Source organism: Microbacterium sp. EB106-03-03-XG65, assembly GCF_058791955.1.
In genome coordinates this window covers 464,012-487,735 of sequence record NZ_JBYTEB010000002.1, presented here as the reverse complement: position 1 = coordinate 487,735, position 23,724 = coordinate 464,012, and the positions used below count along the sequence as shown (strand labels likewise).

The 23,724-nt window shown below is 68.5% G+C and carries 22 protein-coding genes; 16 read left to right on the top strand and 6 right to left on the bottom strand.

Annotation, left to right across the window (positions count from 1 at the left end; translation table 11 throughout):
• Nucleotides 1-75: 75 nt before the first annotated feature.
• From AC3WS6_RS15690 to AC3WS6_RS15660, 7 genes are all read left to right on the top strand, one after another.
• Complete coding sequence (locus AC3WS6_RS15690) at nucleotides 76-903, top strand: PaaX family transcriptional regulator (RefSeq protein ID WP_492501949.1); 828 nt, start codon at nucleotides 76-78, stop codon at nucleotides 901-903.
• Between the two features lie 79 nt (nucleotides 904-982).
• Complete coding sequence (locus tag AC3WS6_RS15685; RefSeq protein WP_492501948.1) at nucleotides 983-1,441, top strand: cupin domain-containing protein; 459 nt, start codon at nucleotides 983-985, stop codon at nucleotides 1,439-1,441.
• A complete protein-coding gene (locus AC3WS6_RS15680; RefSeq protein ID WP_492501947.1) occupies nucleotides 1,438-2,304 on the top strand; it encodes an acyl-CoA thioesterase in 867 nt (288 codons plus the stop codon). The genes AC3WS6_RS15685 and AC3WS6_RS15680 overlap by 4 nt, the downstream gene beginning before the upstream one ends.
• 32 nt (nucleotides 2,305-2,336) lie before the next feature.
• Nucleotides 2,337-4,007, top strand: coding sequence for an AMP-binding protein (locus AC3WS6_RS15675; RefSeq protein WP_492501946.1), 1,671 nt, complete (start codon nucleotides 2,337-2,339; stop codon nucleotides 4,005-4,007).
• Between the two features lies 1 nt (nucleotide 4,008).
• A complete protein-coding gene (locus AC3WS6_RS15670; protein ID WP_492501945.1) occupies nucleotides 4,009-6,393 on the top strand; it encodes a bifunctional salicylyl-CoA 5-hydroxylase/oxidoreductase in 2,385 nt (794 codons plus the stop codon).
• A gap of 65 nt (nucleotides 6,394-6,458) precedes the next feature.
• On the top strand, nucleotides 6,459-6,866 hold the full coding sequence (locus AC3WS6_RS15665; RefSeq protein ID WP_492501944.1) for a RidA family protein: 408 nt from the start codon (nucleotides 6,459-6,461) through the stop codon (nucleotides 6,864-6,866).
• A complete protein-coding gene (locus AC3WS6_RS15660) occupies nucleotides 6,866-7,702 on the top strand; it encodes a fumarylacetoacetate hydrolase family protein (RefSeq protein WP_492501943.1) in 837 nt (278 codons plus the stop codon). The genes AC3WS6_RS15665 and AC3WS6_RS15660 overlap by 1 nt, the downstream gene beginning before the upstream one ends.
• Before the next feature lie 62 nt (nucleotides 7,703-7,764).
• Here the strand turns inward: AC3WS6_RS15660 and ald are convergent, their stop codons facing one another.
• Nucleotides 7,765-8,859 carry an alanine dehydrogenase gene (gene ald / locus AC3WS6_RS15655; protein WP_492501942.1) on the bottom strand — a complete coding sequence of 365 codons (1,095 nt, stop codon included), beginning with the start codon at nucleotides 8,857-8,859 and terminating at the stop codon, nucleotides 7,765-7,767.
• Nucleotides 8,860-8,997: 138 nt separating this feature from the next.
• Between ald and AC3WS6_RS15650 the strand changes: the two genes are divergently transcribed.
• Nucleotides 8,998-9,507: an Lrp/AsnC family transcriptional regulator gene (locus AC3WS6_RS15650; RefSeq protein ID WP_492501941.1), complete on the top strand. Its 510-nt coding sequence runs from the start codon at nucleotides 8,998-9,000 to the stop codon at nucleotides 9,505-9,507.
• 123 nt (nucleotides 9,508-9,630) lie between these two features.
• Complete coding sequence (locus AC3WS6_RS15645; RefSeq protein ID WP_492501940.1) at nucleotides 9,631-10,698, top strand: AraC family transcriptional regulator; 1,068 nt, start codon at nucleotides 9,631-9,633, stop codon at nucleotides 10,696-10,698.
• Between the two features lie 465 nt (nucleotides 10,699-11,163).
• Here AC3WS6_RS15645 and AC3WS6_RS15640 read toward each other — a convergent pair whose 3' ends face one another.
• From AC3WS6_RS15640 to aceA, 3 genes are all read right to left on the bottom strand, one after another.
• On the bottom strand, nucleotides 11,164-11,598 hold the full coding sequence (locus AC3WS6_RS15640; RefSeq protein WP_492501939.1) for a hypothetical protein: 435 nt from the start codon (nucleotides 11,596-11,598) through the stop codon (nucleotides 11,164-11,166).
• Between the two features lie 80 nt (nucleotides 11,599-11,678).
• Nucleotides 11,679-13,346, bottom strand: coding sequence for a malate synthase A (gene aceB / locus AC3WS6_RS15635; protein WP_492501938.1), 1,668 nt, complete (start codon nucleotides 13,344-13,346; stop codon nucleotides 11,679-11,681).
• A gap of 164 nt (nucleotides 13,347-13,510) precedes the next feature.
• On the bottom strand, nucleotides 13,511-14,836 hold the full coding sequence (gene aceA / locus AC3WS6_RS15630) for an isocitrate lyase (RefSeq protein ID WP_492501937.1): 1,326 nt from the start codon (nucleotides 14,834-14,836) through the stop codon (nucleotides 13,511-13,513).
• Nucleotides 14,837-14,972: 136 nt separating this feature from the next.
• Between aceA and AC3WS6_RS15625 the strand changes: the two genes are divergently transcribed.
• Nucleotides 14,973-16,424 carry a helix-turn-helix domain-containing protein gene (locus AC3WS6_RS15625; RefSeq protein ID WP_492501936.1) on the top strand — a complete coding sequence of 484 codons (1,452 nt, stop codon included), beginning with the start codon at nucleotides 14,973-14,975 and terminating at the stop codon, nucleotides 16,422-16,424.
• Nucleotides 16,425-16,430: 6 nt separating this feature from the next.
• Here the strand turns inward: AC3WS6_RS15625 and AC3WS6_RS15620 are convergent, their stop codons facing one another.
• Both AC3WS6_RS15620 and AC3WS6_RS15615 read right to left on the bottom strand, forming a co-directional pair.
• Nucleotides 16,431-17,753, bottom strand: a complete 1,323-nt coding sequence (locus AC3WS6_RS15620; protein WP_492501935.1) for an MFS transporter — start codon at nucleotides 17,751-17,753, stop codon at nucleotides 16,431-16,433.
• Between the two features lie 107 nt (nucleotides 17,754-17,860).
• Nucleotides 17,861-18,514, bottom strand: a complete 654-nt coding sequence (locus tag AC3WS6_RS15615) for an amino acid deaminase (RefSeq protein WP_492501934.1) — start codon at nucleotides 18,512-18,514, stop codon at nucleotides 17,861-17,863.
• 135 nt (nucleotides 18,515-18,649) lie between these two features.
• On the opposite strand from AC3WS6_RS15615, the gene AC3WS6_RS15610 reads away from it, so the two are divergent.
• Genes AC3WS6_RS15610 through AC3WS6_RS15585 form a run of 6 tightly spaced genes read left to right on the top strand, consistent with a single transcriptional unit; the run spans nucleotide 18,650 to nucleotide 23,661 of the window.
• A complete protein-coding gene (locus AC3WS6_RS15610) occupies nucleotides 18,650-19,342 on the top strand; it encodes an HAD family hydrolase (protein ID WP_492501933.1) in 693 nt (230 codons plus the stop codon).
• Between the two features lie 2 nt (nucleotides 19,343-19,344).
• Entirely contained in the window at nucleotides 19,345-20,334 is a 990-nt protein-coding gene (phnD, locus tag AC3WS6_RS15605; protein ID WP_492501932.1) for a phosphate/phosphite/phosphonate ABC transporter substrate-binding protein, read from the top strand.
• Nucleotides 20,335-20,347: 13 nt separating this feature from the next.
• Entirely contained in the window at nucleotides 20,348-21,160 is an 813-nt protein-coding gene (gene phnC, locus AC3WS6_RS15600) for a phosphonate ABC transporter ATP-binding protein (protein ID WP_492502326.1), read from the top strand.
• Nucleotides 21,157-21,984, top strand: a complete 828-nt coding sequence (gene phnE, locus AC3WS6_RS15595; protein WP_492501931.1) for a phosphonate ABC transporter, permease protein PhnE — start codon at nucleotides 21,157-21,159, stop codon at nucleotides 21,982-21,984. Before phnC ends, phnE (AC3WS6_RS15595) begins: the two co-directional genes overlap by 4 nt.
• Entirely contained in the window at nucleotides 21,981-22,814 is an 834-nt protein-coding gene (gene phnE, locus AC3WS6_RS15590; protein ID WP_492501930.1) for a phosphonate ABC transporter, permease protein PhnE, read from the top strand. Before phnE (AC3WS6_RS15595) ends, phnE (AC3WS6_RS15590) begins: the two co-directional genes overlap by 4 nt.
• Nucleotides 22,801-23,661: a MurR/RpiR family transcriptional regulator gene (locus tag AC3WS6_RS15585; RefSeq protein ID WP_492501929.1), complete on the top strand. Its 861-nt coding sequence runs from the start codon at nucleotides 22,801-22,803 to the stop codon at nucleotides 23,659-23,661. Before phnE (AC3WS6_RS15590) ends, AC3WS6_RS15585 begins: the two co-directional genes overlap by 14 nt.
• The last annotated feature ends 63 nt before the right edge of the window (nucleotides 23,662-23,724 follow it).

The window sequence follows — 23,724 nt, the reverse complement described above, 5'->3', positions numbered from 1 at the left end:
CGTCAAGAAACGTCATTCTTTCGGACGGGGAGCGGTGCTCCGTCTTGCGCAGGCGCGCCGCTACGCTGAGTGGACGTGAAGACGGACGGGGATGGCGTGGATGCCGACGAGTTGACGCCCGAGGCGGGGGTGCGTCCTCAGCACCTCATCGTGACGATCTTCGGGCGGTATGTGCGCGCTCACGGCGGTGAGATCCGCATCGCGGATCTGATCGAGATGATGAGCGCGCTGGGGGTCGATGCCGGAGTGGTGCGATCGTCGGTGTCACGCCTCAAGCAGCGCGGCATCCTGGTGGCCGAAGGGGGCGGCGCGTACCGCCTCTCAGCTTCATTGGACGAAGTCTTCGCAGCCGGGGATCGCCGCATCTTCGAGCCGCGTCGCGCGGGAGTCGATGAGCCGTGGCTGCTCGCCTCGTTCAGCGTTCCCGAGAGTGAGAGGCCAGTGCGGCACCGGCTGCGCAAGCTGCTGCAGAGGCTGGGTTTCGGCCAGGTGAGCGGCGGCCTGTGGGTCGCCCCCGGCCAGATCGCCGACGAGGTCGGCGCGGCGCTGCGCAGCGCCGGACTCGACGGATACGTCGAGCTGTTCCTCGGCGCGAGGGTGTCGTCGGATCCGCTGCGAGACGCGGTGCGCGAGTGGTGGGACCTGTCGGCGATGGAGCCGCTGTATCGCGGGTTCGTGGATGCGTTCGGCGACGCCGTGGATGAGCGGGATGAGAGCGCCGCCTTCGCCGCCCACGTGCGTGCGATCACGCAATGGCGACGTCTCGTGTACCTGGATCCTGGGCTCCCGCTCGATCTCCTGCCCGCGGGGTGGGTCGGCGTCGAGGCCGGCCGCCTGTTCGCCGATCTGCATGAGCGGCTGGAGCCGCATGCGGAGCGCTTCGTGAGCACCGTCATGCGCTGACGCTTCATATTGCTATCGCACTTGCGTGACGGTCGTCACGTATGTGACACTTCTTCGACACGCAAGCGAAGGAGCTTTCATGACCGAGCACGAAATGCGCGCAGACGCCGAACTGCGCTGGGACCGAGTGCCGCAGGTGACCCGCGCGGGCGAGGAAGACACCCAGACCATGTCGTCGGGTGGGTGCATCCGCGTGTCGGGAGTGGGCCCGCAGCACACCGAGGCGACGAAGATCTGGTTCGGCCAGGTCTCGAACGACCCGGGGTACCGCTCGCTGCCCCACCACCACGGCGAGGCCGAGACCGGCGGCTACGTGCTCAGCGGCTCTGCCCGCATCTACTTCGGCGACGGCTACCGCGAGTACCTCGACATGAGCGCCGGCGACTGGGTGTTCGTGCCGCCGTTCATGCCGCACGTCGAGGCGAACATGTCGGTGACCGACGAGCTGATCTGGCTCACCACGCGCACCCCCGACAACATCGTCGTCAACCTCGATGATGTCGACGACGCGACGCTCAACGGATTCCGTAGGGCATGACCACCTCCGACGCCTTCCACCGGGCGATCGCGCTCACCGAGGTGCATACGGCGTTCGGGGGCAGGGCGTTCGAGGCGCAGCCGCAGCCGGTGCCCTGGCCCAAGGCCTATGGGGGCGACACGGTGGCGCAGAGCGTGGCGGCTGCACTGCGCACTGTGGACGACGATCGTGCGCTGCACTCGGTGCACAGTTCGTTCCTGCGCGGGGTGGATGTCGAGGAGCCGGTGCACTATGACGTCGAGGTGATCCGCGACGGGCGCGGCTTCTCGACGCGGCACGTGCGCGGTCACCAGCACGGCAAGCTCGCATTCATGGCGACGGCGTCGTTCCATGTGCCCGAGGCGTTCCCCGCGCATGGCCCGTCGATGCCCGCTGTGCCGTCGCCCGAGAGTCTGCGGTCATCCGCGCAGGCGCTCGAGGGCGTCGAGGGGGCTGACATCGACTACTGGTCGCACGGGCGCAGCTTCGACATGCGCCACGTGCCTGGGCCGATCTACGTCGAGGTCGAGGGCGGGCGCGCGGCGCATCAGGCCGTCTGGGTGCGCTCGTTCGATCGTCTCGACGATGACCCGCGCACACATCAGGTGGCGATCGCCTACGTCTGCGACTACACGATCCTCGAGCCGGTGCTGCGAGTCCTCGAGCTGCCGTGGCGGTCGGAGGGGCTCATCACCGCGAGCCTCGATCACGCGATGTGGTTCCACTCGCCCGCCCGTGCCGATGAGTGGCTGCTCTATGCGCAGGAGTGCGGCGGCATCGCCGACGGCCGCGGCCTGGGTATCGGCCGGTTCTATACGCAAGACGGACGCCTGGTGGCGACCGTCGCCCAGGAGGGGATGATCCGCCCGGGTCGTCCGCTCTGATTCTCTCTCCGTCCTCTTCCGAAGGGAACGCAATGACGCTCTCCCCCTCAGCGCATGTCGACATGTTCACGCGCGACTCGCTTCCGCCGGCCGACCTGTGGCCGACGCTCGAGTTCACGATCCCCGATGTGCAATACCCCGAGCGGCTGAATGCCGCGGTCGAACTGCTCGATCGCACGATCGAGCGCTTCGGCGCAGACCGACCGGCGATCCTGCTGGCGGACGGCTCCTCATGGTCCTACGGCGAACTGCAGCGTCGGGTCGATCAGTTCGCCGCCGTGCTCACCGACGATCATGGGCTCGTTCCCGGCAATCGTGTGCTGCTGCGCATGTTCAACGGACCCTGGACCGTGGTGTGCTGGCTCGGCGCCCTCAAAGCGGGCATGGTCGTCGTGACCACGATGGTCGCCTGGCGTGCTCAGGAGCTGCACCCGATCGCGGCCCGCGTGCGGCCGCGTCTCGCGGTCGTCGATCACCGCGGCCTCTCGGACGCGGAGGCCGCCTTCGGCCGGCTCGACGATCCTCCGGCTGTCCTCGTCGCGGGCGGCGATCACGACCTGCTGATCGAGGCGTGCGCCACCAAGGACGCAGGCTTCGTCGCGGTCGACACCGCCGCCGACGACGTGGCGCTGCTCGGCGCGACGAGCGGAACGACGGGTGTGCCGAAGATCACGATGCACTTCCACCGTGACATCCTGGCGAATGCCGACACGTTCGGGCGCCACGTGCTGCACCTCGGCCCCGACGACGTCAGCGCGAGCACGGCGCCGCTCGCGTTCACCTTCGGTCTCGGAGGCAACGTCGTCTTCCCGTTGCGCAGCGGGGGAGCGATGGTGCTGGTCGAACGGGCGACCCCGGTCGAGCTCGCCAAGCTCATCGCGCCGCTCGGCATCACGGTGCTCTACACGGCGCCGACCGGGTACCGGAGCATCATCAAAGAAGAACTGGCCGGCGAGCTCCGCAGACTCCGCATCGGCATCGCTGCAGGCGAGCACCTCACGATCTCGACGTTCGAGGCGGTCGAGGAGGCGAGTGGCCTCCGGCTCATCAACGGCATCGGCTCGACCGAGATGCTGCACGTGTTCGTCTCGGCATCGGGCGAGGACATCCGCCCGGGATCGACGGGTCGCGCGGTGCCCGGGTACCGCGCGGTCGTGCTCGATGATGACGGAGCAGAGGTTCCCGCGGGCGAGCCCGGGCGGCTCGCAGTGATCGGGCCCACCGGGTGCCGGTACCTCGACGACGAACGCCAGCGCGTGTATGTGCAGGGTGGGTGGAACGTGACCGGAGACACGTTCGTGCAGGATGACGACGGGTATCTCGTCTTCCAGGCACGCAACGACTCGATGATCGTCACTGCCGGCTACAACGTCGGCGCGCCCGAGGTCGAAGAGGCCGTGCTCGACCACCCCGGCGTGCTCGAATGCGCGGTCGTCGGGTGCGCCGACGACGAGCGGGGCATGATCGTGGTCGCTTTCGTCGTGGCGCGCGAGGGGGCCGGGGCCTCGGCGGACCTCACGGCGAGCATTCTCGATCACGTCAAGTCCCGCATCGCGGTCTACAAGTGTCCGAGACGCATCGAGTACGTCGAGGCGCTGCCTCGCAACCCCAGCGGCAAGGTGCAGCACTTCATCCTGCGCGAGCAGGCTGCCGCGCACGCTCAGCCCCACACTCACACCCAGACACAGACCCAAGGAGCCTGACATGCGCGTAGCCGTCATCGGCGGAGGGCCCGGAGGCCTCTACTTCGCCGCTCTCATGAAGCAGCTCGACCCTTCCCACGACATCACCATGTGGGAGCGCAATGCTCCCGACGACACTTTCGGGTTCGGCGTCGTCTTCAGCGACGAGACGCTGGGAGGCATCGAGAACGCCGACCCCGTCATCGCGCAGCGGATGGGGGAGCAGTTCGCACGCTGGACCGACATCGACATCGTGTTCGGCGGCGCCACCCACACCATCGGCGGGCAGGGCTTCGCCGCGATGGGACGGAAGGAGCTGCTGCAATTGCTGCAGCAGCGGTGTCTGGAGCTCGGTGTGACGATCCTGTTCCGCACACCGGCGCCGGATGCCGAGGTCCTCATGGCCGAGTACGATCTCGTGCTGGCGGCCGACGGCGTGAACTCCCAGGTGCGAGGTCAGTTCGCCGATCGATTCGGTCCGAACCTCGATCGACGGGTGTCGAAGTACATGTGGCTCGGCACCGATCGGGTGTTCGAGGCCTTCACGTTCGCCGTCGTGCACACCCCGCACGGCATCATGCAGCTGCACGGCTACCCGTACTCCGATCAGGGCAGCACCTTCCTGATCGAGATGCACGAAGACGTCTGGCGAGCTGCCGGCCTCGACGCCACCGAGAGCGAGGTCTTCCCGCCGGGTGTGAGCGACCAGTACTCGGTCGACAGGCTTGGCGACTTCTTCTCCGAGGTGCTCGACGGCCACGACGTGTTCACCAACAACTCGAAGTGGCTGAACTTCACGACGGTGACGAACGAGCGCTGGCACCACGAGAACCTGGTGATCCTGGGTGATGCGGCGCACACGGCGCACTTCTCGATCGGCTCGGGCACGAAGCTCGCCATGGAGGACGCTCTCGCGCTCGCCGCCTGCCTGCACGAGCACGCCTCGCCCGAGGATGCGCTCGACGCATATGAGACCGAGCGACGTCCGGTGGTGGCCTCGACCCAACGCGCCGCACAGGCCTCGCTCGAGTGGTTCGAACGCATCGGGCAGTATGCCGACCAGGATCCGCTGCAGTTCTCGTTCAACCTCCTGACACGCAGCCGCCGCATCACTCTCGACAACCTCGCTCTGCGAGACCCCGCTTTCGCGGCTGACGTCGTGCAGGGCGCCCCGCTCATGTCGCGCGCACCCGACGAGCCCGCGATGTTCCGTCCGCACCGGATCGGTCGACTCGAGCTCAAGAACCGCATCGTGGTGTCGCCGATGGACATGTATTCGTCCCACGAGGGGGTGCCGGGGGATTTCCACCTGGTGCATCTCGGGTCCAAGGCCATGGGGGGTGCAGGACTCGTCATGACCGAGATGGTGTGCGTGTCGGACGAGGGTCGGATCACTCCTGGCTGCGGAGGGCTGTACTCCGACGAGCAGCGCGACGCATGGGCGCGGATCGTGACCTTCGTTCACCGGCACTCGACCGCCCGCATCGGGGTGCAGATCGGCCACTCCGGAAGAAAAGGCTCGACCCGGCGCATGTGGGAGGGCATCGACCAGCCCCTCGACACGGGCAACTGGGACACCCTCGCCCCCTCGGCTCTCTCGTACAGCGATCAGAACCGCGCACCGAGAGAGATCGATCGCGAGACCATGACGCGAGTGCGCGAGGAGTTCGTGGCAGCCACCGAACGCGCTGCGGCTGCGGGCTTCGATCTGGCCGAGCTCCACGCGGCGCACGGGTATCTGATCTCCTCGTTCCTCTCGCCGATCTCGAATCAGCGGACCGACGAATACGGCGGGTCGCTCGAGAACCGCCTGAGGTACCCGCTCGAGGTGTTCGACGCGATGCGCGCGGTGTGGCCGAGCGAGCGCCCGCTCGCGGTACGCCTCTCGGCGGAGGACTGGATCGACGGCGGCAACACCGTCGACGACGCCGTCGAGATCGCCCGAGCGTTCATCGCGCATGGCGCCGACGCCATCGACGTGTCGTCGGGACAGGTCGCGAAGCACGAGCGGCCGCGGTTCGGTCGCAGCTACCAGACACCGTTCGCCGACGCCATCCGCAATCGGGTCGCGGCGGCCGCAGGGGTCACCGTGATCGCGGTCGGTGCGATCTCGAGCCATGACGACGTCAACTCGATCCTGTTGGCGGGGCGCGCCGATCTCGTCGCGCTGGGGCGCACGCACCTGTGGGACCCCCAGTGGACACTGCACGCCGCGGCCGATCAGGGCTATCGGGGCGCGGGTGCCGACTGGGTGCCGCAGCTGCGCGCAGGATCGCGCAAACCCCCATCGTCGCGCACGGATGCCGTGCGGCCACGCCTCGCCCTCGTGCGGGATCCCCTCGACGTCGCCGCTCCGAGCCATCGGCGTTGGCGCCCCGAACCGGCGGCAGACGCGCTCGCGCGCTGAGCCGGGTCCTCGTGTCATCCCATTCGCATCGCCATGAATCCACACCGAAACGAAGGAGTCCGCTCATGACGCGGCAGATCATCAATCCCGGCTCGCTCGTGAAGCCGGTCGGCTTCGCCCACGGCGTGCGTGCCGGCGAGTTCGTCTACCTCGGCGGACAGACAGCCATGGACGCGGAGGGTCGGATCGTCGAAGGGGGCATCGTCGAGCAGTTCGTGCAGGCGTTCTCGAACGTCCTCACCACCCTGACTGCAGCAGGCGGCGAGCCCGGTGACCTCGTCGACGTGACGATCTACCTGACCGACGTGGGCGACTATCAGCGCAACGGTCGAGAGATCGGGCGTCGCTGGCGAGAGCTCGCCGGCACCGAGTACCCGGCGATGGCGGGCATCGGCGTGACACAGCTCTGGCAGCCGGAGGCGATGATCGAGATCCAGGGTGTGGCTCACATCGCGGCTTCGCAGGGGGCCTGATGCGGCTCGCGACGGTGCACAGCGATGGCGGTACTCGCGCGGCGGTCGGCGACGACTCCGGCTGGGTGGTCTTCGACGAGGCGGATGCGCAGGAACTCTTCGCCACCTCGGGGTGGCAGGATCGGGCCGAGGCCGCCCTGCGGCATCCCGCCCGCGTCGATCTGGAGCCGCGGGAGTTCGCGAATCCGGTGCCGCGCCCGGCGAAGGTCTTCTGCTGCGGCCTGAACTATCGGGACCACATCGTGGAGACGGGCCGGCCGGTGCCCGAGTTCCCGACGCTGTTCGCGAAGTTCGCCGACACGCTCACGGGTCCCGTCGATGACATCACGGTGCGCGACTCGGACCGTCTCGACTGGGAGGCGGAGCTCGCCGTCGTCGTCGGAGCCGAAGTGCACCGCGCCGACCGCGCGCAGGCGAGCGCCGCGATCCTCGGATACACGGTGGCGAACGACATCTCGATGCGGGACTGGCAGCAGCGCACCCTGCAGTGGCTGCAGGGCAAGGCGTTCGACGCCACGACACCCGTCGGGCCGTGGATCGTCACCGCGGATGAGATCGACCCGCGACGGGGCCTGCGCATCAGCTGCTCGGTCAACGATGAGGTGATGCAGAACGGAGACACTGCGGAGCTGGTCTTCGATGCCGCCGACCTCGTCGCCTACGTCTCGCAGATCACCGTGCTGCGGCCGGGCGACATCGTGCTCACCGGAACCCCGGGCGGTGTCGCTCTCGGCATGCCCGATCCGCAATGGCTGCGCGACGGAGACGTGGTGGTGACGGAGATCGAGGGCATCGGGCAACTGCGCAACGCCATCCGTTTCAACGCTGCTCCGTAGTCACTGCCGCAGAAGAGAGGAAGGGCGGGGAGTCGTTCCCAGGCCCTTCCTCTTCGCTGCGCTCAGGTAGTCGTGAAGCCGTGCGCCCGAGCCACCGCATCGAGGGTGATGCGTCCGCCCTGCACGTTCAGCCCTCGTGCCAGTGCCGGGTCGTCTGCCGCGGCGGCTTCCCAGCCCTTTCCGGCGATCGCCGACACGTACGGCAGCGTCGCGTTCGTGAGGGCGCGGGTCGCCGTCTCGGGCACGGCCCCCGGCATGTTGGCGACGCAGTAGTAGATCGAGTCGTGCACCGCGAACGTCGGGTCGTCGTGGGTGGTGGGACGCGACCCCTCGAAGCATCCGCCCTGGTCGATCGCGATGTCCACCAGCACCGATCCGGGCTTCATCGCGGCGACCATGTCGTCTGTCACGAGCTTCGGAGCGGCGGCACCCGGGATCAGCACCGACCCGATCACGAGGTCGGCCGAGAGCAGCTCGTGCGCGATGTCGTAGCGGCTCGAGGCTCGGGTCTCGAGAGCGCCGCCGTAGCGGTGCTCGAGCTCGCGCAGACGAGGCAGCGAGATGTCGACCACGGTGACCTTGGCACCGAGCCCGAGGGCGTTCGCCGCCGCGTGCTCACCGGCGACGCCGCCGCCGATCACGACGACCTCGGCGCGCGGGGTTCCGGCGATGCCGCCCAGGAGCATGCCGCGGCCCCCGGCCGAGCGCATCAGAGAGTACGAGCCCATGGTGACCGACAGCCGCCCTGCGATCTCGCTCATGGGGATGAGCAGTGGCAGGCTGCGGTCGGGAAGCTGCACGGTCTCGTAGGCGACTGCCGTGGTGCCTGCGTCGACGAGCGCCGTGGTGAGCGCGCGGTCGGCTGCGAGGTGCAGGTAGGTGAAAAGGGTGAGGTCGGAACGGAGGAATCCGTACTCCTGCGCGATCGGCTCCTTCACCTTGATGAGCAGGTCGGCCTCGCCCCACGTCTCTTCGGCTGTGGCGACGATCTCGGCACCGGCTGCTCGGTACGCCTCGTCGGTGATGCCCGATCCGATGCCCGCTCCCGACTGCACGAGCACGCGATGCCCTTCGTGCACCAGGCGGTCGGCACCCGCGGGGGTCAGCGCGGTGCGGTTCTCGTTGTTCTTGACCTCGGTCGGCACACCGATCTTCATCGATCCTCCAGGTGAGAGCTCTCGGGCCGCAGCACGATCCAGTGTCGCGGTGGGATTCAGAATCGCAGAAACGTCGATTGATCGCCATGATCACTGAAGAAGATTCGGCACCGAGGGAGATGCTGCATAATCGTTCGCATGGAGACCTCCCCTGACGGTCCGCCGTCGAACACCCTTCGGGCGCCGGCCCTCGATGCGGTCGACGCGAGGATCGTGCAGCTGCTCAGCGCCGACGGACGAATGACCAACGCCGAGCTTGCCGGCCACCTCGGAGTCGCGCCCTCGACCGCCCACACGCGGCTGCGAGCCCTCGTCGAACGCGGAGTGATCACGGGCTTTCACGCGAGCGTCGACGAACGGATGCTGGGCGCCGGTCTGCAGGCGATCATCGGTGTGAGTCTGCGCCCCAGCGCTCGCCGCGAGAGCATCGTCGAGTTCGCCGATCGCGTGCGGGCTCTTCCGCAGGTGATCCAGGTCTTCTTCCTCGGCGGCGATGACGACTTCCTGCTGCACATCGCCGTGGCCGATTCCTCGGAGATGCGCGAATTCGTGCTCGAGCACCTCTCGGCCCAGAGCAGCGTCGCCTCGACCCGCACGAGCATCGTGTTCGACTATCACCGCAACTCTGTGGCGGCATCCTTCCGCTGACGATCGCTGCTCGTTCCGCGGTGCTGTGCAGCATATTGCACGCGGGCATCCACGATGCCTATCGTGAGGTCGGGGATCGGTCGCGACGTCTGGGAGTGGCGCGCAGAGTTTCTGGGGGACGACATGGTGCGCACGCTGGACGACGGGCAACTGAGCGCGTGGGCTCGACGGCTGGCCGGTGGAGCGGCCGGTGATCGCGAGGGCGCGTCGACGGTGGTGCCCGACTGGCTCAAGGCGAACATCATCAGGCTCGACGGCCGCATGGGGATGATGCAGCTGTCCAACTTCGGCACGATGGGCGCCGAAGACCCGGCGGCCTTCGAAGCGGCGCTGTTGCGTCGGTCGATCGGCGCGACCATGCTCTACAGCACTCTCGAGACCGCACACACGGTGAGCTACGACCGAGATGCGCCGGGCGGCGAGGACATCGTGATCATCGGCATGTCGAACCAGGGCGGGCAGCGGCTGCGCACCGCGACCGGCCTGCAGTCGATGGGCGTGGGGCGGATGGGATTCATGTCGAGTCTGGGCACCTCGGCCGTCGAGCACTTCGGAGTGAGCGAGACGACGGGTGTCGTCGTGCCGATCTCGGCCGTCGGCGGGCACCGGCAAGTGCTGGCCAGAGGATCGGAGGTCTTCCCCGACACTCCACTGACCAGGGCGGCCGGTGCGGCTTTCTCGCGCATGCTCTACGAATGGATGCTCGACCCCGATCAGGGCGTCGGCGCGCTCGCCGGCACCGAGTCCGCGCTCGTGGCACTCGTGAGAGCGCTTTTCCGGCAGTTCCCCGGGGACGGGGAGACAGACAGGGCCAGCGAGCTGCGGGCCGAGGCGACCCGGGTCATCGACGCGCGTCATCGTGAGGCGGAGTTCGGGATCGACACGCTCGCCACCGAACTGCACGTGAGCCGACGGCAGCTGTTCCGGCTGTTCTCGGGCACCGACGAGACGCTGGCGGAGCGGCTGCTGCGTCGTCGACTCGACACCGCGCGGGAGGAGCTCCTGGCCGCACCTCCGCAGGACCTCGCGACCGTGGCCTCGCGGTCGGGATTCCTGGATGCCGGCGCTCTGCGTGCGCAGTTCGCTCGCCACGTCGGTGTGAGTCCGAGCGCCTTCCGCCTGGCGGCGACTCAGCCCCGCCTCGCGGAGGCGATGCTGCTGTCGAACGAACAGGCGAATCCCACGCCGTGACTCGAGTGCCGGCGTCGTCGGGTGCACCGCCCCGCGGATGCCGTGCAGAGTGACGTGCGAGCGCGGAAGCCGTGCCAAACATGCCGCGGAGTGCCCGCGTGCGCGCACCCGGTGACAGGACGCGCTCGCGCTGTTCCGCACGCATCGGCCGGTGCATAACCTGAACCTGCCCGTGCCCCCAGGCGGGCCATGACGGGGGAGAAGAGAGGAGCCGCGGCTCCTTTCGGACTCTCTCGCCACGGCTTCCGGACGTGGCGGTGACGCCCGTCCGGAAGTTCGGGGGCAGGCGCGATGAGCGTCGGGCACAGCGGATCGCACGCGCAGGAGAGCGCAGCGGACGTGCGGGTGTCTCGATCGGGGGGACGATCGGGACACCCGCGAATCGCCGCTTCACCGAGAGGACGCCGGCGGGGTCCCGCGATCGGCCGAGATCGGGTGAGCTCGGCCGAGAGCGGTGCAGGGTCGTCAGGCGCCGAAGGATGCGGGCAGTGCGCAGTAGTCCGCGAAGCGACGGGTCGGGTTGTCCGGATCCGTGACGTCCACGATGGCGGAGGCGATCGAGTGCGGTTGCTCGTCGCCCGCGAGCTGCCACAGGATGTGGTTCCAGATCCCTCTGGTCGATTCGCTCAGCAGCGCGGCCGGGCCGGAGACGATCAGCACAGCACCCGAGTCCTCGCGCGCACGGAACGGTGCGACGATGTCTTCGCGCACCTGCTGTGCGATGCCCTCGGCGCTGTGCGCCCGCTCGACCTGCTGGCCGGCGGCAGCCAGTGCCGTCGCCAGGTCGTCGGCGGCACGTCGAGATCGCTCGGGGTCGGCTCCCGCGACCGCGAGCAGCCGGCGTCCTCGCGGGTAGAGGTGGAGGAACTCCGAGGAGATGTCGGTCCAGACGTCGCTCATGCTCCCAGGCTACGCCCGCTCGCACGGAAGAGCCCCTCGGCGCCGGATCACGGCATCCGAGGGGCTCTGCGTCGCCCCGGTCAGGCTTCGTCGACGAGGAACCTGCTGTAGGCGCCGAGCGTCAGGAACGCCGGGAACTCCTCCTGCAGGGCGACCTCGCGGAACACGGCTGCGGCGTCGTCGAAGCGGTCGCCGCCGTGGCGCTCCGTCTCGTCGAGAACCTCGGAGATCAGGCCCTCGACGTACTCGGGGGTGATCGGCGTGCCGTCTTCGGTGCTGCGATCCTGGTGGATCCACTGCCACACCTGCGAGCGGCTGATCTCGGCGGTGGCGGCATCCTCCATGAGGTTGTCGATCGCCACCGCGCCCAGGCCCCGCAGCCACGCCTCGAGGTACCGGATCGCCACCGAGACGTTGTCGCGCACGCCCCGCGCGGTGATCGGACGGCCGATGTGCACGTCGAGCAGCTGCGCCGCGGTCACCGCGACCTCGGGCCGCTGACGATCGACCTGGTTCGGTCGCTCACCGAGCACGGCGTCGAACTCCGCCTGCGCGGTGGGGATCAGATCGGGGTGGGCCACCCATGTGCCGTCGAAGCCGTCGCCGGCCTCACGCTTCTTGTCGGCCGAGACCTTCTCGAAGGCCCGTGCGGTGACCTCGGGGTCGCGGCGGTTGGGGATGAAGGCGCTCATGCCACCGATCGCGTATGCGCCCCGCTTGTGGCAGGTCGCGACGAGCAGCTCGGTGTAGGCCCGCATGAACGGGACGGTCATCGTGACCTCGCTGCGGTCGGGGAGCACGAACCGTGCGCCCCTGCCGCGGTAGTTCTTGATGATCGAGAAGATGTAGTCCCAGCGTCCGGCGTTGAGGCCCGCGCAGTGATCGCGCAGCTCGTAGAGGATCTCGTCCATCTCGAACGCCGCGGGCAGCGTCTCGATCAGGACGGTCGCCCGGATCGTGCCATGCGGGATGCCGATGTACTCCTCGCTGAACGAGAACACGTCGTCCCACAGCTTCGCCTCTTCGCTCGATTCGAGCTTCGCGATGTAGAAGTACGGGCCACGTCCGTTTGCGATCAGCTCCTGCGCGTTGTGCAGGAAGTACAGACCGAGGTCGACGAGCGAGCCGGATGCCGCCGTACGACGCCCCGCCCGGTCGATGAACTGCAGGTGCTTCTCGGGCAGGTGCCAGCCGCGAGGCCTCATCACGATGGTGGGGGTGCGCTCGGCCGTGACGCGGTACTCCTTTCCCTCCGCCGACCGGAACGAGAGCTCGCCCCGAATCGCGTCCCGCAGCGACAGCTGGCCCTCGATCACGTTCTTCCAGGTCGGGCTCGTGGCGTCCTCCTGATCGGCGAGCCAGACGCGGGCGCCCGAGTTCAGGGCGTTGATCGTCATCTTCGGATCGGTCGGTCCGGTGATCTCGACCCGGCGGTCTTCCAGGCCGGGGCCCGCGCCGGCGACCCGCCAGTCGGCATCCGCGCGGATGTGCGCGGTGTCATCGCGGAACCGGGGGTCGTGGCCGTTGCCGATCTCGAACCGGCGGCGCATGCGATCGGCGAGACGATCGTGTCGGCGTGAGGCGAACCGGTGGTGCAGCTCGGTGAGGAACGCGAGCGCCTCGGGTGTGAGGATCTCGTCGTAGCGCTCGCGCAGGGGGCCGGTGACGGTGATCGCCGGACCCTGCTGCGTGGTCTGGATCGGAGCCGTGGTCGGGCTGGTGGTCGGGGGTGCGGTGGGAGTGGTCATGATCTGAGTCCTTTGCGTGGGTGCGTGCGTTTCGTCTCGGGCGGCTTCGCCGTCCTCGCTCAACGACCGGGTGGTCTCGGGCGGCTTCGCCGTCCTCGCTCAACGACCGGGTGGTCTCGGTCGTTGAGCGAGGAGCGGAGCACCGAGACGAAATGCGGTGCGGCTTAGTGGAACTGCGCGGCTTCGGTGGAGCCGGCGAGGGCGAGGGTCGCGCTGTCGGGGTTGAGCGCGGTGGAGATGACGTCGAAGTAGCCGGTGCCCGCCTCGCGCTGGTGCTTGGTGGCGGTGTAGCCGTTCGCCTCGGCGGCGAACTCGGCCTCCTGCAGCTCGACGTACGCGCTCATGGCGCGCTCGGCGTAACCGCGGGCGAGGTCGAACATCGAGTGGTTCAGGGCGTGGAAGCCGGCGAGCGTGATGAACTGGAACTTGTAGCCCAGGTCAGCCAGCTCCTGCTGGAACGTCGCGATCTCGGCGTCCGACAGGTGGCGCTTCCAGTTGAAGCTCGGTGAGCAGTTGTAGGCGAGCAGCTTGCCGGGGAACTGCGCGTGGATCGCCGCGGCGAACTCGCGAGCCAGCTCGATGTCGGGCTCACCCGTCTCGACCCACAGCAGATCTGCGTACGGCGCGAAGGCCAGGCCCCGGCTGATGACCGACTCGATGCCGGGGCGGATGCGGTAGAAGCCCTCGGTCGTGCGCTCGCCGGTGGTGAACTGCTGGTCGCGCTCGTCGACGTCGCTCGTGAGCAGGTCGGCGGCGAGAGCATCCGTCCGCGCGATGATGACGGTCGGAACGCCCGCCACATCGGCCGCGAGGCGAGCTGCGTTCAGGGTGCGGATGTGCTGCTGGGTGGGCACGAGCACCTTGCCGCCGAGGTGGCCGCACTTCTTCTCGCTGGCGAGCTGGTCTTCCCAGTGGATAGCGGCGGCACCGGCCTGGATCAGCGACTGGGCGAGCTCGTAGGCGTTGAGAGGTCCGCCGAAGCCGGCCTCGGCGTCCGCGACGATCGGCGCGAGCCAGTCCTGGGTGACCTCGCCCTCGGCGTGCTCGAGCTGGTCCTGGCGGATGAGCGCGTTGTTGATGCGCCGCACGACCGCCGGCACCGAGTTCGCGGGGTAGAGCGACTGGTCGGGGTAGGTCTGACCGGCGAGGTTGCCGTCGGCCGCGACCTGCCAGCCCGAGAGGTAGATCGCCTTGAGGCCGGCGCGCACCTGCTGCACGGCCTGGCCGCCGGTGTAGGCGCCGAGCGCACGGACGTAGTCCTCGGTGTGCAGCAGGTTCCACAGGTTCTCGGCCCCGCGGTGGGCGAGGGTGGAATCCTCACGGACCGACCCGCGAATGCGGATGACGTCCTCGGCCGAGTAGGTGCGCTCGACGCCGTCCCAACGGGGATCGGTCTCCCAGATCTCCCGGAGCGCGGCGGCCGTCTGAACCTGGTCGCCGGCGCGCAGCCCTGCGGGGCGGGGCGTCTGGTTCTGAGCGGTGTTCGTCATGGTGTCTCCTCCGTTGGATGCCCGGACCGTGAAGCCGGGTGGCGTGTGTCCACTCTGAGTGAATTTCTCGCCGCTCACCCACCGAACCCGGAGTGAAGATCGCCGGAAATTCTGTTTCTGTGACAGAATCGGCCGCATGAGCACCTCAGCGATCGAAGAAGACGCCGACGCCCTCACAATCGGACGCCGCATCCGTCAGCTGCGCACGGCCCGGGGGATGACCCTGGACGACCTCGCCGCGGCCGTCGATCGGGCGCCCAGTCAGATGTCGATGATCGAGACGGGGAAGCGCGAGCCGAAGCTCACGCAGCTGCAGGCGATCGCGCGCGCGCTCGGCGTGACCATCGACGCCCTGCTCGAAGGTGAGCCGCTTGACGAGCGCAGTGCGATCGAGATCGCGCTCGAACGGGCGATGAAGGGCCAGACGTTCCAGGCTCTCGGCATCGAGCCCTTCCGGATCGCGAAGAGCATGCCCACCGACGCGCTCAAGGCCCTGCTCGCGCTGCACGGCGAGATCGACCGCCTCAAAGACGAGCGCGCTGCCACGCCCGAGGAGGCGCGGCGAGCGAACGTCGAGCTGCGCCACCTGATGCGCAGGCAGGACAACCACTTCGCCGACCTCGAGACCAAGGCGGCCGAGATCCTCGCGGCGGTCGGGCACCCCGGTGGACCTCTCACTCAGCGCACCGCCTCCGAGATCGCCGCCTACCTCGGATTCACCCTGCACTACGCCCCGGATCTTCCGCAGACCACCCGCAGCGTCGCCGACCTCGCGAACGGGCGGCTCTACCTGTCGAGCAGTGTTCCGGCCAAGGGCGATGCGCGGACCGCCGTGCTGCAGGCGCTGTCGAGTCGCATCCTGGGCCACTCCGAGCCCCGCAGCTATGCCGAGTTCCTGCGCCAGCGCGTCGAGACGAACTACCTCACCGGTGCGCTGCTGGTTCCCGAAGCCCACGTCGTGCCGGCGTTGAAAGACGCGAAGTCGCGTCGGGCGATCTCGATCGAAGATCTGCGCGACGCCTACTCCGTCTCATATGAGACGGCTGCTCATCGCTTCACGAACCTCGCCACGCGTCACCTCGACATCCCCGTGCACTTCCTCAAGGTGCACGAGTCGGGCACGATCACCAAGGCATACGAGAACGACGACGTGAACTTCCCGACCGACCGCCTCGGTGCGATCGAGGGGCAGATGTGCTGCCGCCGGTGGACCAGCCGGGTCGTGTTCGACGAGGACGACCGGTTCAACCCGTACTACCAGTACACCGACACGGGCAACGGCACCTACTGGTGCACGGCGCGCGTCGAGGCGTCGAGCGAGGGGATGCACTCGGTCAGCGTCGGCGTGCGCTTCGACGACACCAAGTGGTTCGTGGGTCGTGACACCGCGCATCGCGGAGTGTCGAAGCACTCCGTCGAGGTCTGCTGCCGCAGGGCGCCGGCAGACCTCGAGGAGCGCTGGCGTGAGAACTCCTGGCCCAACGTGAAGACGCCACGCACCCTGCTGGCGACCCTTCCGACCGGTTCGTTCCCCGGCGTGGACACGACCGACGTCTACGAGTTCCTCGACGCGCACGCGCCGCGCTGAGAGACCTCAGGTCAGCGCCGCGGGCTTCTTCGGCACGAGCGACACCGCGACCGCGGCCAGCAGCGCCACGATCGCGAACGCGACGAAGTTCCACTCGACGCCGATCGCCATCGAGGCCAGCCATCCTCCGACCATCGGCCCCATGATCGCTCCGATGCGCGCGAAGCTCAGCGCCCACCCGGCGGCGGTGGCGCGCACGGAGGCCGGGTAGTAGTCGGTGATGTACGCCGTCAGCACGAGTGAGGTCGAGATCGACCCGACGCCCGAGATCGCGACGAACACGAGGTTGAGCAGCATCGAGTTCGGGAACATCATCAGCAGGCACGCGACCCCGCCCAGCGTGTAGAAGACGATCAGCACCGGCTTCGAACCGAAGCGGTCGGCGAGATGCCCCAGCACGAGTCCGCCGACGGCCGAGGCGAGGCTGAAGACCATCAGGAACGTGAGTGCCGGCCCGAGGTCGTACCCGGCCGCGCGCATGATCGAGGGCAGCCAGGAGTTCAGGCCGTAGACGAGCAGCAGTCCCGAGAACAGCGAGATCCACAGGAACACGGTCGAGCGCAGGTAGCGGCGCGAGAACAGCTGCTGCAGGATGCTGTGCCACGGCATCCGCTCTCCGGGCTTCACCTCGGGGCGCGGGGCCAGAACATACGGGTCGATGCCGAGTCGCTTCGCCTGCGCTGCGGCGCGGTCGTGCAGGCCGCGGTTCTCGAGCGACTCGAGCGACTCCGGCAGCACCTTCGCGATGATCGGCAGGAGGAGGATCGGGAAGGCGCCGACGGCGATGACCCAGCGCCATCCCAGATGAGGCAGCAGCAGCATCGCGACCAGGGCTGAGACGACGATGCCGAGCGAGTAGCCGGAGTACATGATGCCGTAGTTGAGTGCGCGTCGTCTCGGCGCCGAGAACTCGATCGTGAGCGCTGCGGCCACCGGGATCACGCCGCCCATGCCGAGTCCGCCGAGGAAGCGGAAGAGGCCGAAGAGTTCGGGCGTGGGTGCGAGCGCGGCACCGAGCTGCATGATCGTGAAGATCGACATCGACACCAGCAGCATCTTCTTGCGGCCGACCCGGTCGCTCAGCGTTCCGATGAAGAGGGCACCGATCAGCATGCCGACGAGCGCCCACGATGCGAGCCCGCCGAGTTCCACGGGGCTCAGTGCCCAGGCGGAGTCCTCGGCGAGGGCGGGCAGTACCGCGCCGATCACTCCGATGTCGTATCCGTCGGCGAGGATCGCGAGCCAGCAGCTGAACAGGACTATGCGGGTGACCGCCGGGGGCACGGGCCAGATGGCGTCGGGGGATGTGGTCGATGAAGTGGCAGACAACGTCGTCTCCTTCGCGGTGACGCGACAGTGCGTCAAATGGGGCGGTCGATCAGACCGGTATTGCGAAACTATGACGATAGTCAAGAAAATGCAATATACGAATGAGGTCAGACGGCGTTCCAGCGAAGGCGGGCGACGGATGCGAATTCCGCGCGCACGGAATCTGCGTCGGTCACGGGAAAGAGGGTGATGAGCAGGGGAGGTGTCTCTGCCGTGGGGGCGACCGCGTACGCCAGGGCAGCGGCGCCGAGCCCCCGGCTGAGTCCGAGACGGGTGCTCCGGCCGTCGACGCTCACCGTCGTGGCGAGAGTGGCACGCGCGAGGATGCCGGAGGCAGCCCCACTCGCCCTCTCGAGCAGGCTGCGTCCCTCCTGCCATGGCAGGAAGGCGTGGGGGGCGAGGCCGCAGGCGACGGCGAGCTCGCCACCGATCCACCGCTCGCGTTTGAATCCGTACGGTGTCTCGACGAGCGACAGCAGGTAGCCGTAGCAGTGCAGGAGTCCGGCGTTGCCGATGGGCCACTCCGCGTCGATGCCGGCACGTCGGTGCAGCTCGGCGAACAGAGACCGCGAGATGACCGAGGCGCCGACGTTCTCGTCGATCACCGTCGACAGGCCCCAGGCGTCGAAGCGCGCCCGCTCGCGGTCGTCGTCGATCGACTCCGTGAGCCAGGGGAGACTCCCGATCGCAGCGATCGCGGCTTCTGACGAGTCCTCCTGAGCTCGCCTCGCGGCGGAGAGGAGGGCGTGGAGTTCGGACACGGCGTTCACGCTACAAGATCCAAGTGGACGGATTGTTCACACGGTGTTCACGCGATCGGGACTTTATGTCCACAATTGCTAGGCATGCTGGACGAAGCGTCCGCAAGAACCGAAGGCGGATGCGGAAAGAGCTCCGTGAACTCCCTCCTCCTCTTCGACTTCGACGGCACGATCGCGCTGGGCGACGGCCCCGTGCTCGCGTACGCAGCGCACGTGGCCGCGTCGCTCGGCGACCAGCCCGGGTTCGTCGACGGCATCCGCGCGACGCTCGCGGCAGCAGACGGCGCGTCCCTCGACGGCTATGACGCGGTGCGCCGAGCAGCCATCGCCCAGGGCGCGGACTCCGGGCTCCTCAGCGCCGCATATCTTGCGAGCCGCGCCGAGCTCGCAACTGCGGCAGCGCCGATCACGGCTCCCGACGGGCTCGCCGACTTCCTCGCCGCGGCGGCTCCTGCCGCTGAGCGCGTGCTCGTCACCAACGCGCCGGCGATCCGCATCGGCGAAGCGCTCGAGGCGCTCGGTCTGACGGGGCTGTTCGATCGCATCGTCACGAGTGCCCGCAAGCCCGGCGGTCTGGTCGCCTTTCTCGCTGCGCTGCCCGCCGATGCTCGGGTGCTGAGCGTCGGAGACATCTGGCACAACGATCTCGCTCCCGCCCACGCGCGCGGCCACGCGACTGCGCTGATCGGCGGCTTCCCCGACGGCGAAGCGACTCCCACCTACCGCGCTGCCGACTTCGCGACGCTGATCCCTCAGCTCGAGGAGTGGCTGCGCCATGAACCCGCACATCTCCCCACCCTCACCTCTCCCACCCCCATCGAAGGATGACCATGCGTATCTCTCCGTTCCGCCGCACCGCCGCGAGCCTCATCGCGGCCGGCGCACTGCTGACCGTCGCGCTCGCCGGATGCTCGAGCACCACGGCCGCGCCCGAGGGCTCGGCCGCACCCGCCGCCGATCCCGATTCGCTCGTGCTCGCGCTCGTGCCCTCGCAGGACCAGGACGGACTCGTCGAGACAGCCGCACCGCTCACCGACTACCTCACCGAGGAGCTCGGCATCGAGGTCACCGGGGTCGTCTCGAAGGACTATCAGGCCGCCGTCGAGGCGATGGGCGCAGGCCAGGCACAGATCGGGTTCCTGCCCTCGCTGCAGCTGTGGCAGGCGAATGACATGTACGACGCCTCTGTGGTGCTGCAGACCGAGCGCAACGGCAACATCACCTACCCCGCCCAGTTCATGACGAACAACCCCGACAAGTACTGCGACGACGAGCCGGTCGAGCGTGACGGAATGCTGTTCTGCAACGGCGCCGACGCGATGACCGGTCCCGCGGGACTCGACAGCATCGGCAAGGTCGAGGGCGCGAAGGTCGCCGTGCTCGGCCCCGGTTCGCCCGCCGGGTACATCTACCCGATCCTGGCCCTGCAGGAGGAGGGCCTCGACACCGACACCGACATCCAGCAGATCCCCGTGACGGCGAACGACGCCTCGGTGCTGGCCGTCTACAACGGTGACGCCGAAGTCGGCTTCAGCTTCTGGGACGCGCGCACGATCGTGCAGAAGGACACCCCCGACGTGGGGCAGAAGGTCGTCGTCTTCGCGATGACGGAGGAGATCCCGAATGACGGCGTCGCCGTGTCGTCCGACCTCTCGCCCGAGCTGCAGGACCGCATCACGAAGGCGCTCGAGGACTTCTCGAACACCGAAGAGGGGTCGGAGATCCTCACCAGCATCTACTCGATCACCAAGCTCGCGCCGGCCGACCCGGACTCGCTCGACGTCGTGGCCCGTGCCGCCCAGGCTCTGGGGCTGCAGTAAGTTGTCGGATCTCATCTCGACCGTGGACGCCGCAGCCCAGGCTGCGGCGTCCACGCCGTGGTCGATCCGTCTCGATGAGGTCACGGTGCGCTACCCCAACGGCACCGTCGGCCTGAATCGTGTGTCTCTCGACATCGCTGCGGGCGAGATGGTCGTCGTCGTGGGCCTCTCGGGGTCGGGCAAGTCCACGCTCATCCGCACCATCAACGGGCTGGTGCCTGTCACGAGCGGCACGCTCGACGTCGGTGAGCACCGGGTCAGCGCGGCCTCTGCGCGCACTCTGCGGCGGCTCCGAGGAGACATCGGCATGGTGTTCCAGGGGTTCAACCTGGCGGGCCGTGCGAGCGTGCTGCAGAACGTTCTGGTCGGCCGCCTCGCCCACACCCCGCTGTGGCGCACGCTGCTCGGCGCATACCCCGAGGCAGACAGGCAGCTCGCGTACCACGCGCTCGATCGAGTCGGCATCCTGCAGAAGCTGCACTCCCGGGCCGCTGACCTCTCGGGCGGGCAGCAGCAGCGCGTCGCGATCGCGCGGGCACTCGCACAGGAGCCACGCATCGTGCTGGCCGACGAACCGGTCGCGAGCCTCGATCCGCCCACCGCGCACGGCGTGATGAACGACCTGCGGCGCATCAACCGCGACCTCGGCATCACTGTGCTCGTGAACCTGCACCTGCTCGACCTCGCACGGGAGTACGGTGCGCGGATGATCGGCATGCGTGCGGGCGAGGTCGTCTACGACGGCCCCGCGACCGGCGCGACGGATGCCGATTTCGAGGCCATCTACGGGCGTTCGCTCACCCCGGAAGACCGGTTGGACGCATGACCGACGTCACTCCTCCCGCGCTCACCATGCGAACCGGTCTCGATGTGCCCGCCCGCCCGCGTGGCGCGTGGAAGGGACCGGTCCTCGCCGCAGTCGTCATCGCTGTCACGGTGGTCATGTGTCTGCCCGGCATCGGGATCGGAGTCGACCTCGCTGCGATCGCGCGCAACTGGCAGAACGGTGCTGACAAGATCATCAAGCTGCTGATGCCCGACTGGAGCTTCTTCCCGCGCACGCTGCCGCCGCTGGTCGAGACGCTGCAGATGGCGGTGATCGCCACGGCGATCGGTGCGGCGATCTCGCTGCCGCTCAGCTTCTGGGCGGCACACGCGACCAACCCGAACGCCCCGGCACGCATCGCCGTGCGCGGTGTGCTCAACGTCATCCGCAGCGTGCCCGACCTGCTCTATGCCGCGATTCTCGTGGCGATGGTCGGCGTGGGCGCGCTGCCCGGCATCCTGGCGCTGTTGCTGTTCAACGTCGGCATCATCGTGAAGCTGGTCTCAGAGGCGATCGACACGAATGATCGAGGGCCTCTCGAAGCGGGCCGCGCTGTCGGGGCGAGCCAGGCGCAGATCAATCGCACGCTGGCGCTGCCCGACGCCTGGCCCGCGTTCGCGAACCAGACGCTCTACGTGTTCGAGCTGAACGTGCGCGCCTCCACCGTGCTGGGACTCGTCGGTGCGGGCGGCATGGGACTGCTCATCGACGCGGTGCGCACGTTCTATCGGTACGACCAGCTCTCGCTCATCATCCTGGAGATCCTGATCGTCGTCATCGTGATCGACCTCGTCTCCGACGCGATCCGCCGGAGGCTCGTATGACCGCTCTGCTCTCGCCCCTCGCCGCGATCGCCGCCATTCCCGACAGGCCGCGGAGGCCGTGGCTCACGGCCTCCTGGATCATCGTCACGGCCATCGTCGTGCTGGCCTTCTGGTCGATCGACATCGACTGGGGTCGTCTCGTCGACCTCCCCGCCGAGATCGTGCGGTACACGGTGCTGATGTTCGGCGACCCGAACTGGCAGAAGCTGCCCGAGGCCCTGTGGCAGACCTGGCGGAGCATCGAGATGGCCTGGGTCGGTACGGTGCTCGGCATCCTGCTCGCGACACCGTTGAGCCTCATCGCCGCCCGCGGCTTCGGGCCCGCCTGGCTGCGGGCGCTGCTGCGCGGACTCTTCTCGCTGATCCGGGCGGTGCCTGAGATCATCATCGCGATCGTGATCCTCTCGGTCACGGGTCTCACCCCGTTCACGGGCGCGCTCGCGCTGGCGATCAACGGGATCGGCACGCTCGGCAAGTGGGGTTACGAGGCGGTCGAGGCCGTGCCGCGTGGGCCCATCGAGGCTGCTCGCGCAGCAGGCGGCGGCACGATACAGGTGCTGCGCTGGGGGGTCTGGCCTCAGGCGGAGCCCGCATTCTGGTCCTTCTGGCTCTACCGCTTCGAGATCAACGTGAGGTCGTCGGCGGTGCTCGGCCTGATCGGCGTCGGAGGAATCGGTGACATGCTGACCTCCTACACCCAGTACCGTGAGTGGTCGACGGTGGGTGTGCTGCTCATCGTGGTCGTCGTCGTGACGATGCTGGTCGACGGGGCCTCCGGAGCCATCCGCCGCCGCATCATGGAGGGAGCCCGAGCCCGTGTTCTCTCCTAGTGCGCCGCCCACCGCACGTATCGCCTCGGTTCTGAACACTCTGCAGCCGGCAGAGCGACGCGTCGCCGAGCTGATCGTCGAGTCGGCCGACGACGTCGTGGAATGGACGGCGCAAGAGCTCGCCGAACGCGCCGGCGTCGGCCGTGCGACCGTCGTGCGCGCATGCCAGAGCTTCGGGTACCGCGGCTATCCGCAGCTGCGCGTCGCGCTCGCCGCAGAGCTCGGAGGCGGCGCCGATTCGACAGTCGATCACGGTCCCGGCGTGCTCGGGCGCATGCGGGGCGAGATCGACCGCCTCGCGGCATCCCTTCCGGCGCTGGCGAGCCTGCTCGAGGCTGACGCGGTGAGCGAGGCCGTGCGTCTCGCGGCATCCGCACGCCGTCTGTTGGTGCTCGCGAACGGGCTCTCGTCGCCCATCGCCAGCGACCTGGCAATGCGGCTCACGGCCTCGGGACGTTCGGCCGAGTTCATCGCGGATGCGATCGCCCAGCAGATCGCCGCACGGCATCTCACACCCGACGACGTCTGCCTGATCGTGAGCGGATCGGGTGCCAACGAGGCGAGCCTGCGGGTCGCGACCGCGGCGGCCCGGGGCGGTGCGACGGTCATCGCGCTCACGTCGTTCGCCTCATCGGCGCTGACCGAAGCGGCGACGCTGTCGCTCGTGATCGCGCCGACGGGAGTGAGCTTCCGGGATGAGCTCGAACACACCTCGCGCGTGGCGTACCTCGTGTTCGCGGAGGTGTTCGCCGCGGCGGTGACCACGGAGCGGGGTGCGGATGCCGTGACGGCGCGCGCTCACGCGCTCGAGGTCGTCTCGGACAACCTCGGAGAGAGCGAGTCCTGAAACCCGCCTTCCGCGGCGAGACCCGTGTCCCTGCGGTGAGTCTCGTCCCCGAAGGTGGGTTTC

Coding starts and splice junctions, on each gene's coding strand:
- AC3WS6_RS15685 (WP_492501948.1), top strand. CDS start 983: ATGACCGAGCACGAAATGCGCGCAGACGCCGAACTGCGCTGGGACCGA.
- AC3WS6_RS15680 (WP_492501947.1), top strand. CDS start 1,438: ATGACCACCTCCGACGCCTTCCACCGGGCGATCGCGCTCACCGAGGTG.
- AC3WS6_RS15675 (WP_492501946.1), top strand. CDS start 2,337: ATGACGCTCTCCCCCTCAGCGCATGTCGACATGTTCACGCGCGACTCG.
- AC3WS6_RS15670 (WP_492501945.1), top strand. CDS start 4,009: ATGCGCGTAGCCGTCATCGGCGGAGGGCCCGGAGGCCTCTACTTCGCC.
- AC3WS6_RS15665 (WP_492501944.1), top strand. CDS start 6,459: ATGACGCGGCAGATCATCAATCCCGGCTCGCTCGTGAAGCCGGTCGGC.
- AC3WS6_RS15660 (WP_492501943.1), top strand. CDS start 6,866: ATGCGGCTCGCGACGGTGCACAGCGATGGCGGTACTCGCGCGGCGGTC.
- ald (WP_492501942.1), bottom strand. CDS start 8,859: ATGAAGATCGGTGTGCCGACCGAGGTCAAGAACAACGAGAACCGCACC.
- AC3WS6_RS15650 (WP_492501941.1), top strand. CDS start 8,998: ATGGAGACCTCCCCTGACGGTCCGCCGTCGAACACCCTTCGGGCGCCG.
- AC3WS6_RS15645 (WP_492501940.1), top strand. CDS start 9,631: ATGGTGCGCACGCTGGACGACGGGCAACTGAGCGCGTGGGCTCGACGG.
- AC3WS6_RS15640 (WP_492501939.1), bottom strand. CDS start 11,598: ATGAGCGACGTCTGGACCGACATCTCCTCGGAGTTCCTCCACCTCTAC.
- aceB (WP_492501938.1), bottom strand. CDS start 13,346: ATGACCACTCCCACCGCACCCCCGACCACCAGCCCGACCACGGCTCCG.
- aceA (WP_492501937.1), bottom strand. CDS start 14,836: ATGACGAACACCGCTCAGAACCAGACGCCCCGCCCCGCAGGGCTGCGC.
- AC3WS6_RS15625 (WP_492501936.1), top strand. CDS start 14,973: ATGAGCACCTCAGCGATCGAAGAAGACGCCGACGCCCTCACAATCGGA.
- phnD (WP_492501932.1), top strand. CDS start 19,345: ATGCGTATCTCTCCGTTCCGCCGCACCGCCGCGAGCCTCATCGCGGCC.
- phnE (WP_492501931.1), top strand. CDS start 21,157: ATGACCGACGTCACTCCTCCCGCGCTCACCATGCGAACCGGTCTCGAT.
- phnE (WP_492501930.1), top strand. CDS start 21,981: ATGACCGCTCTGCTCTCGCCCCTCGCCGCGATCGCCGCCATTCCCGAC.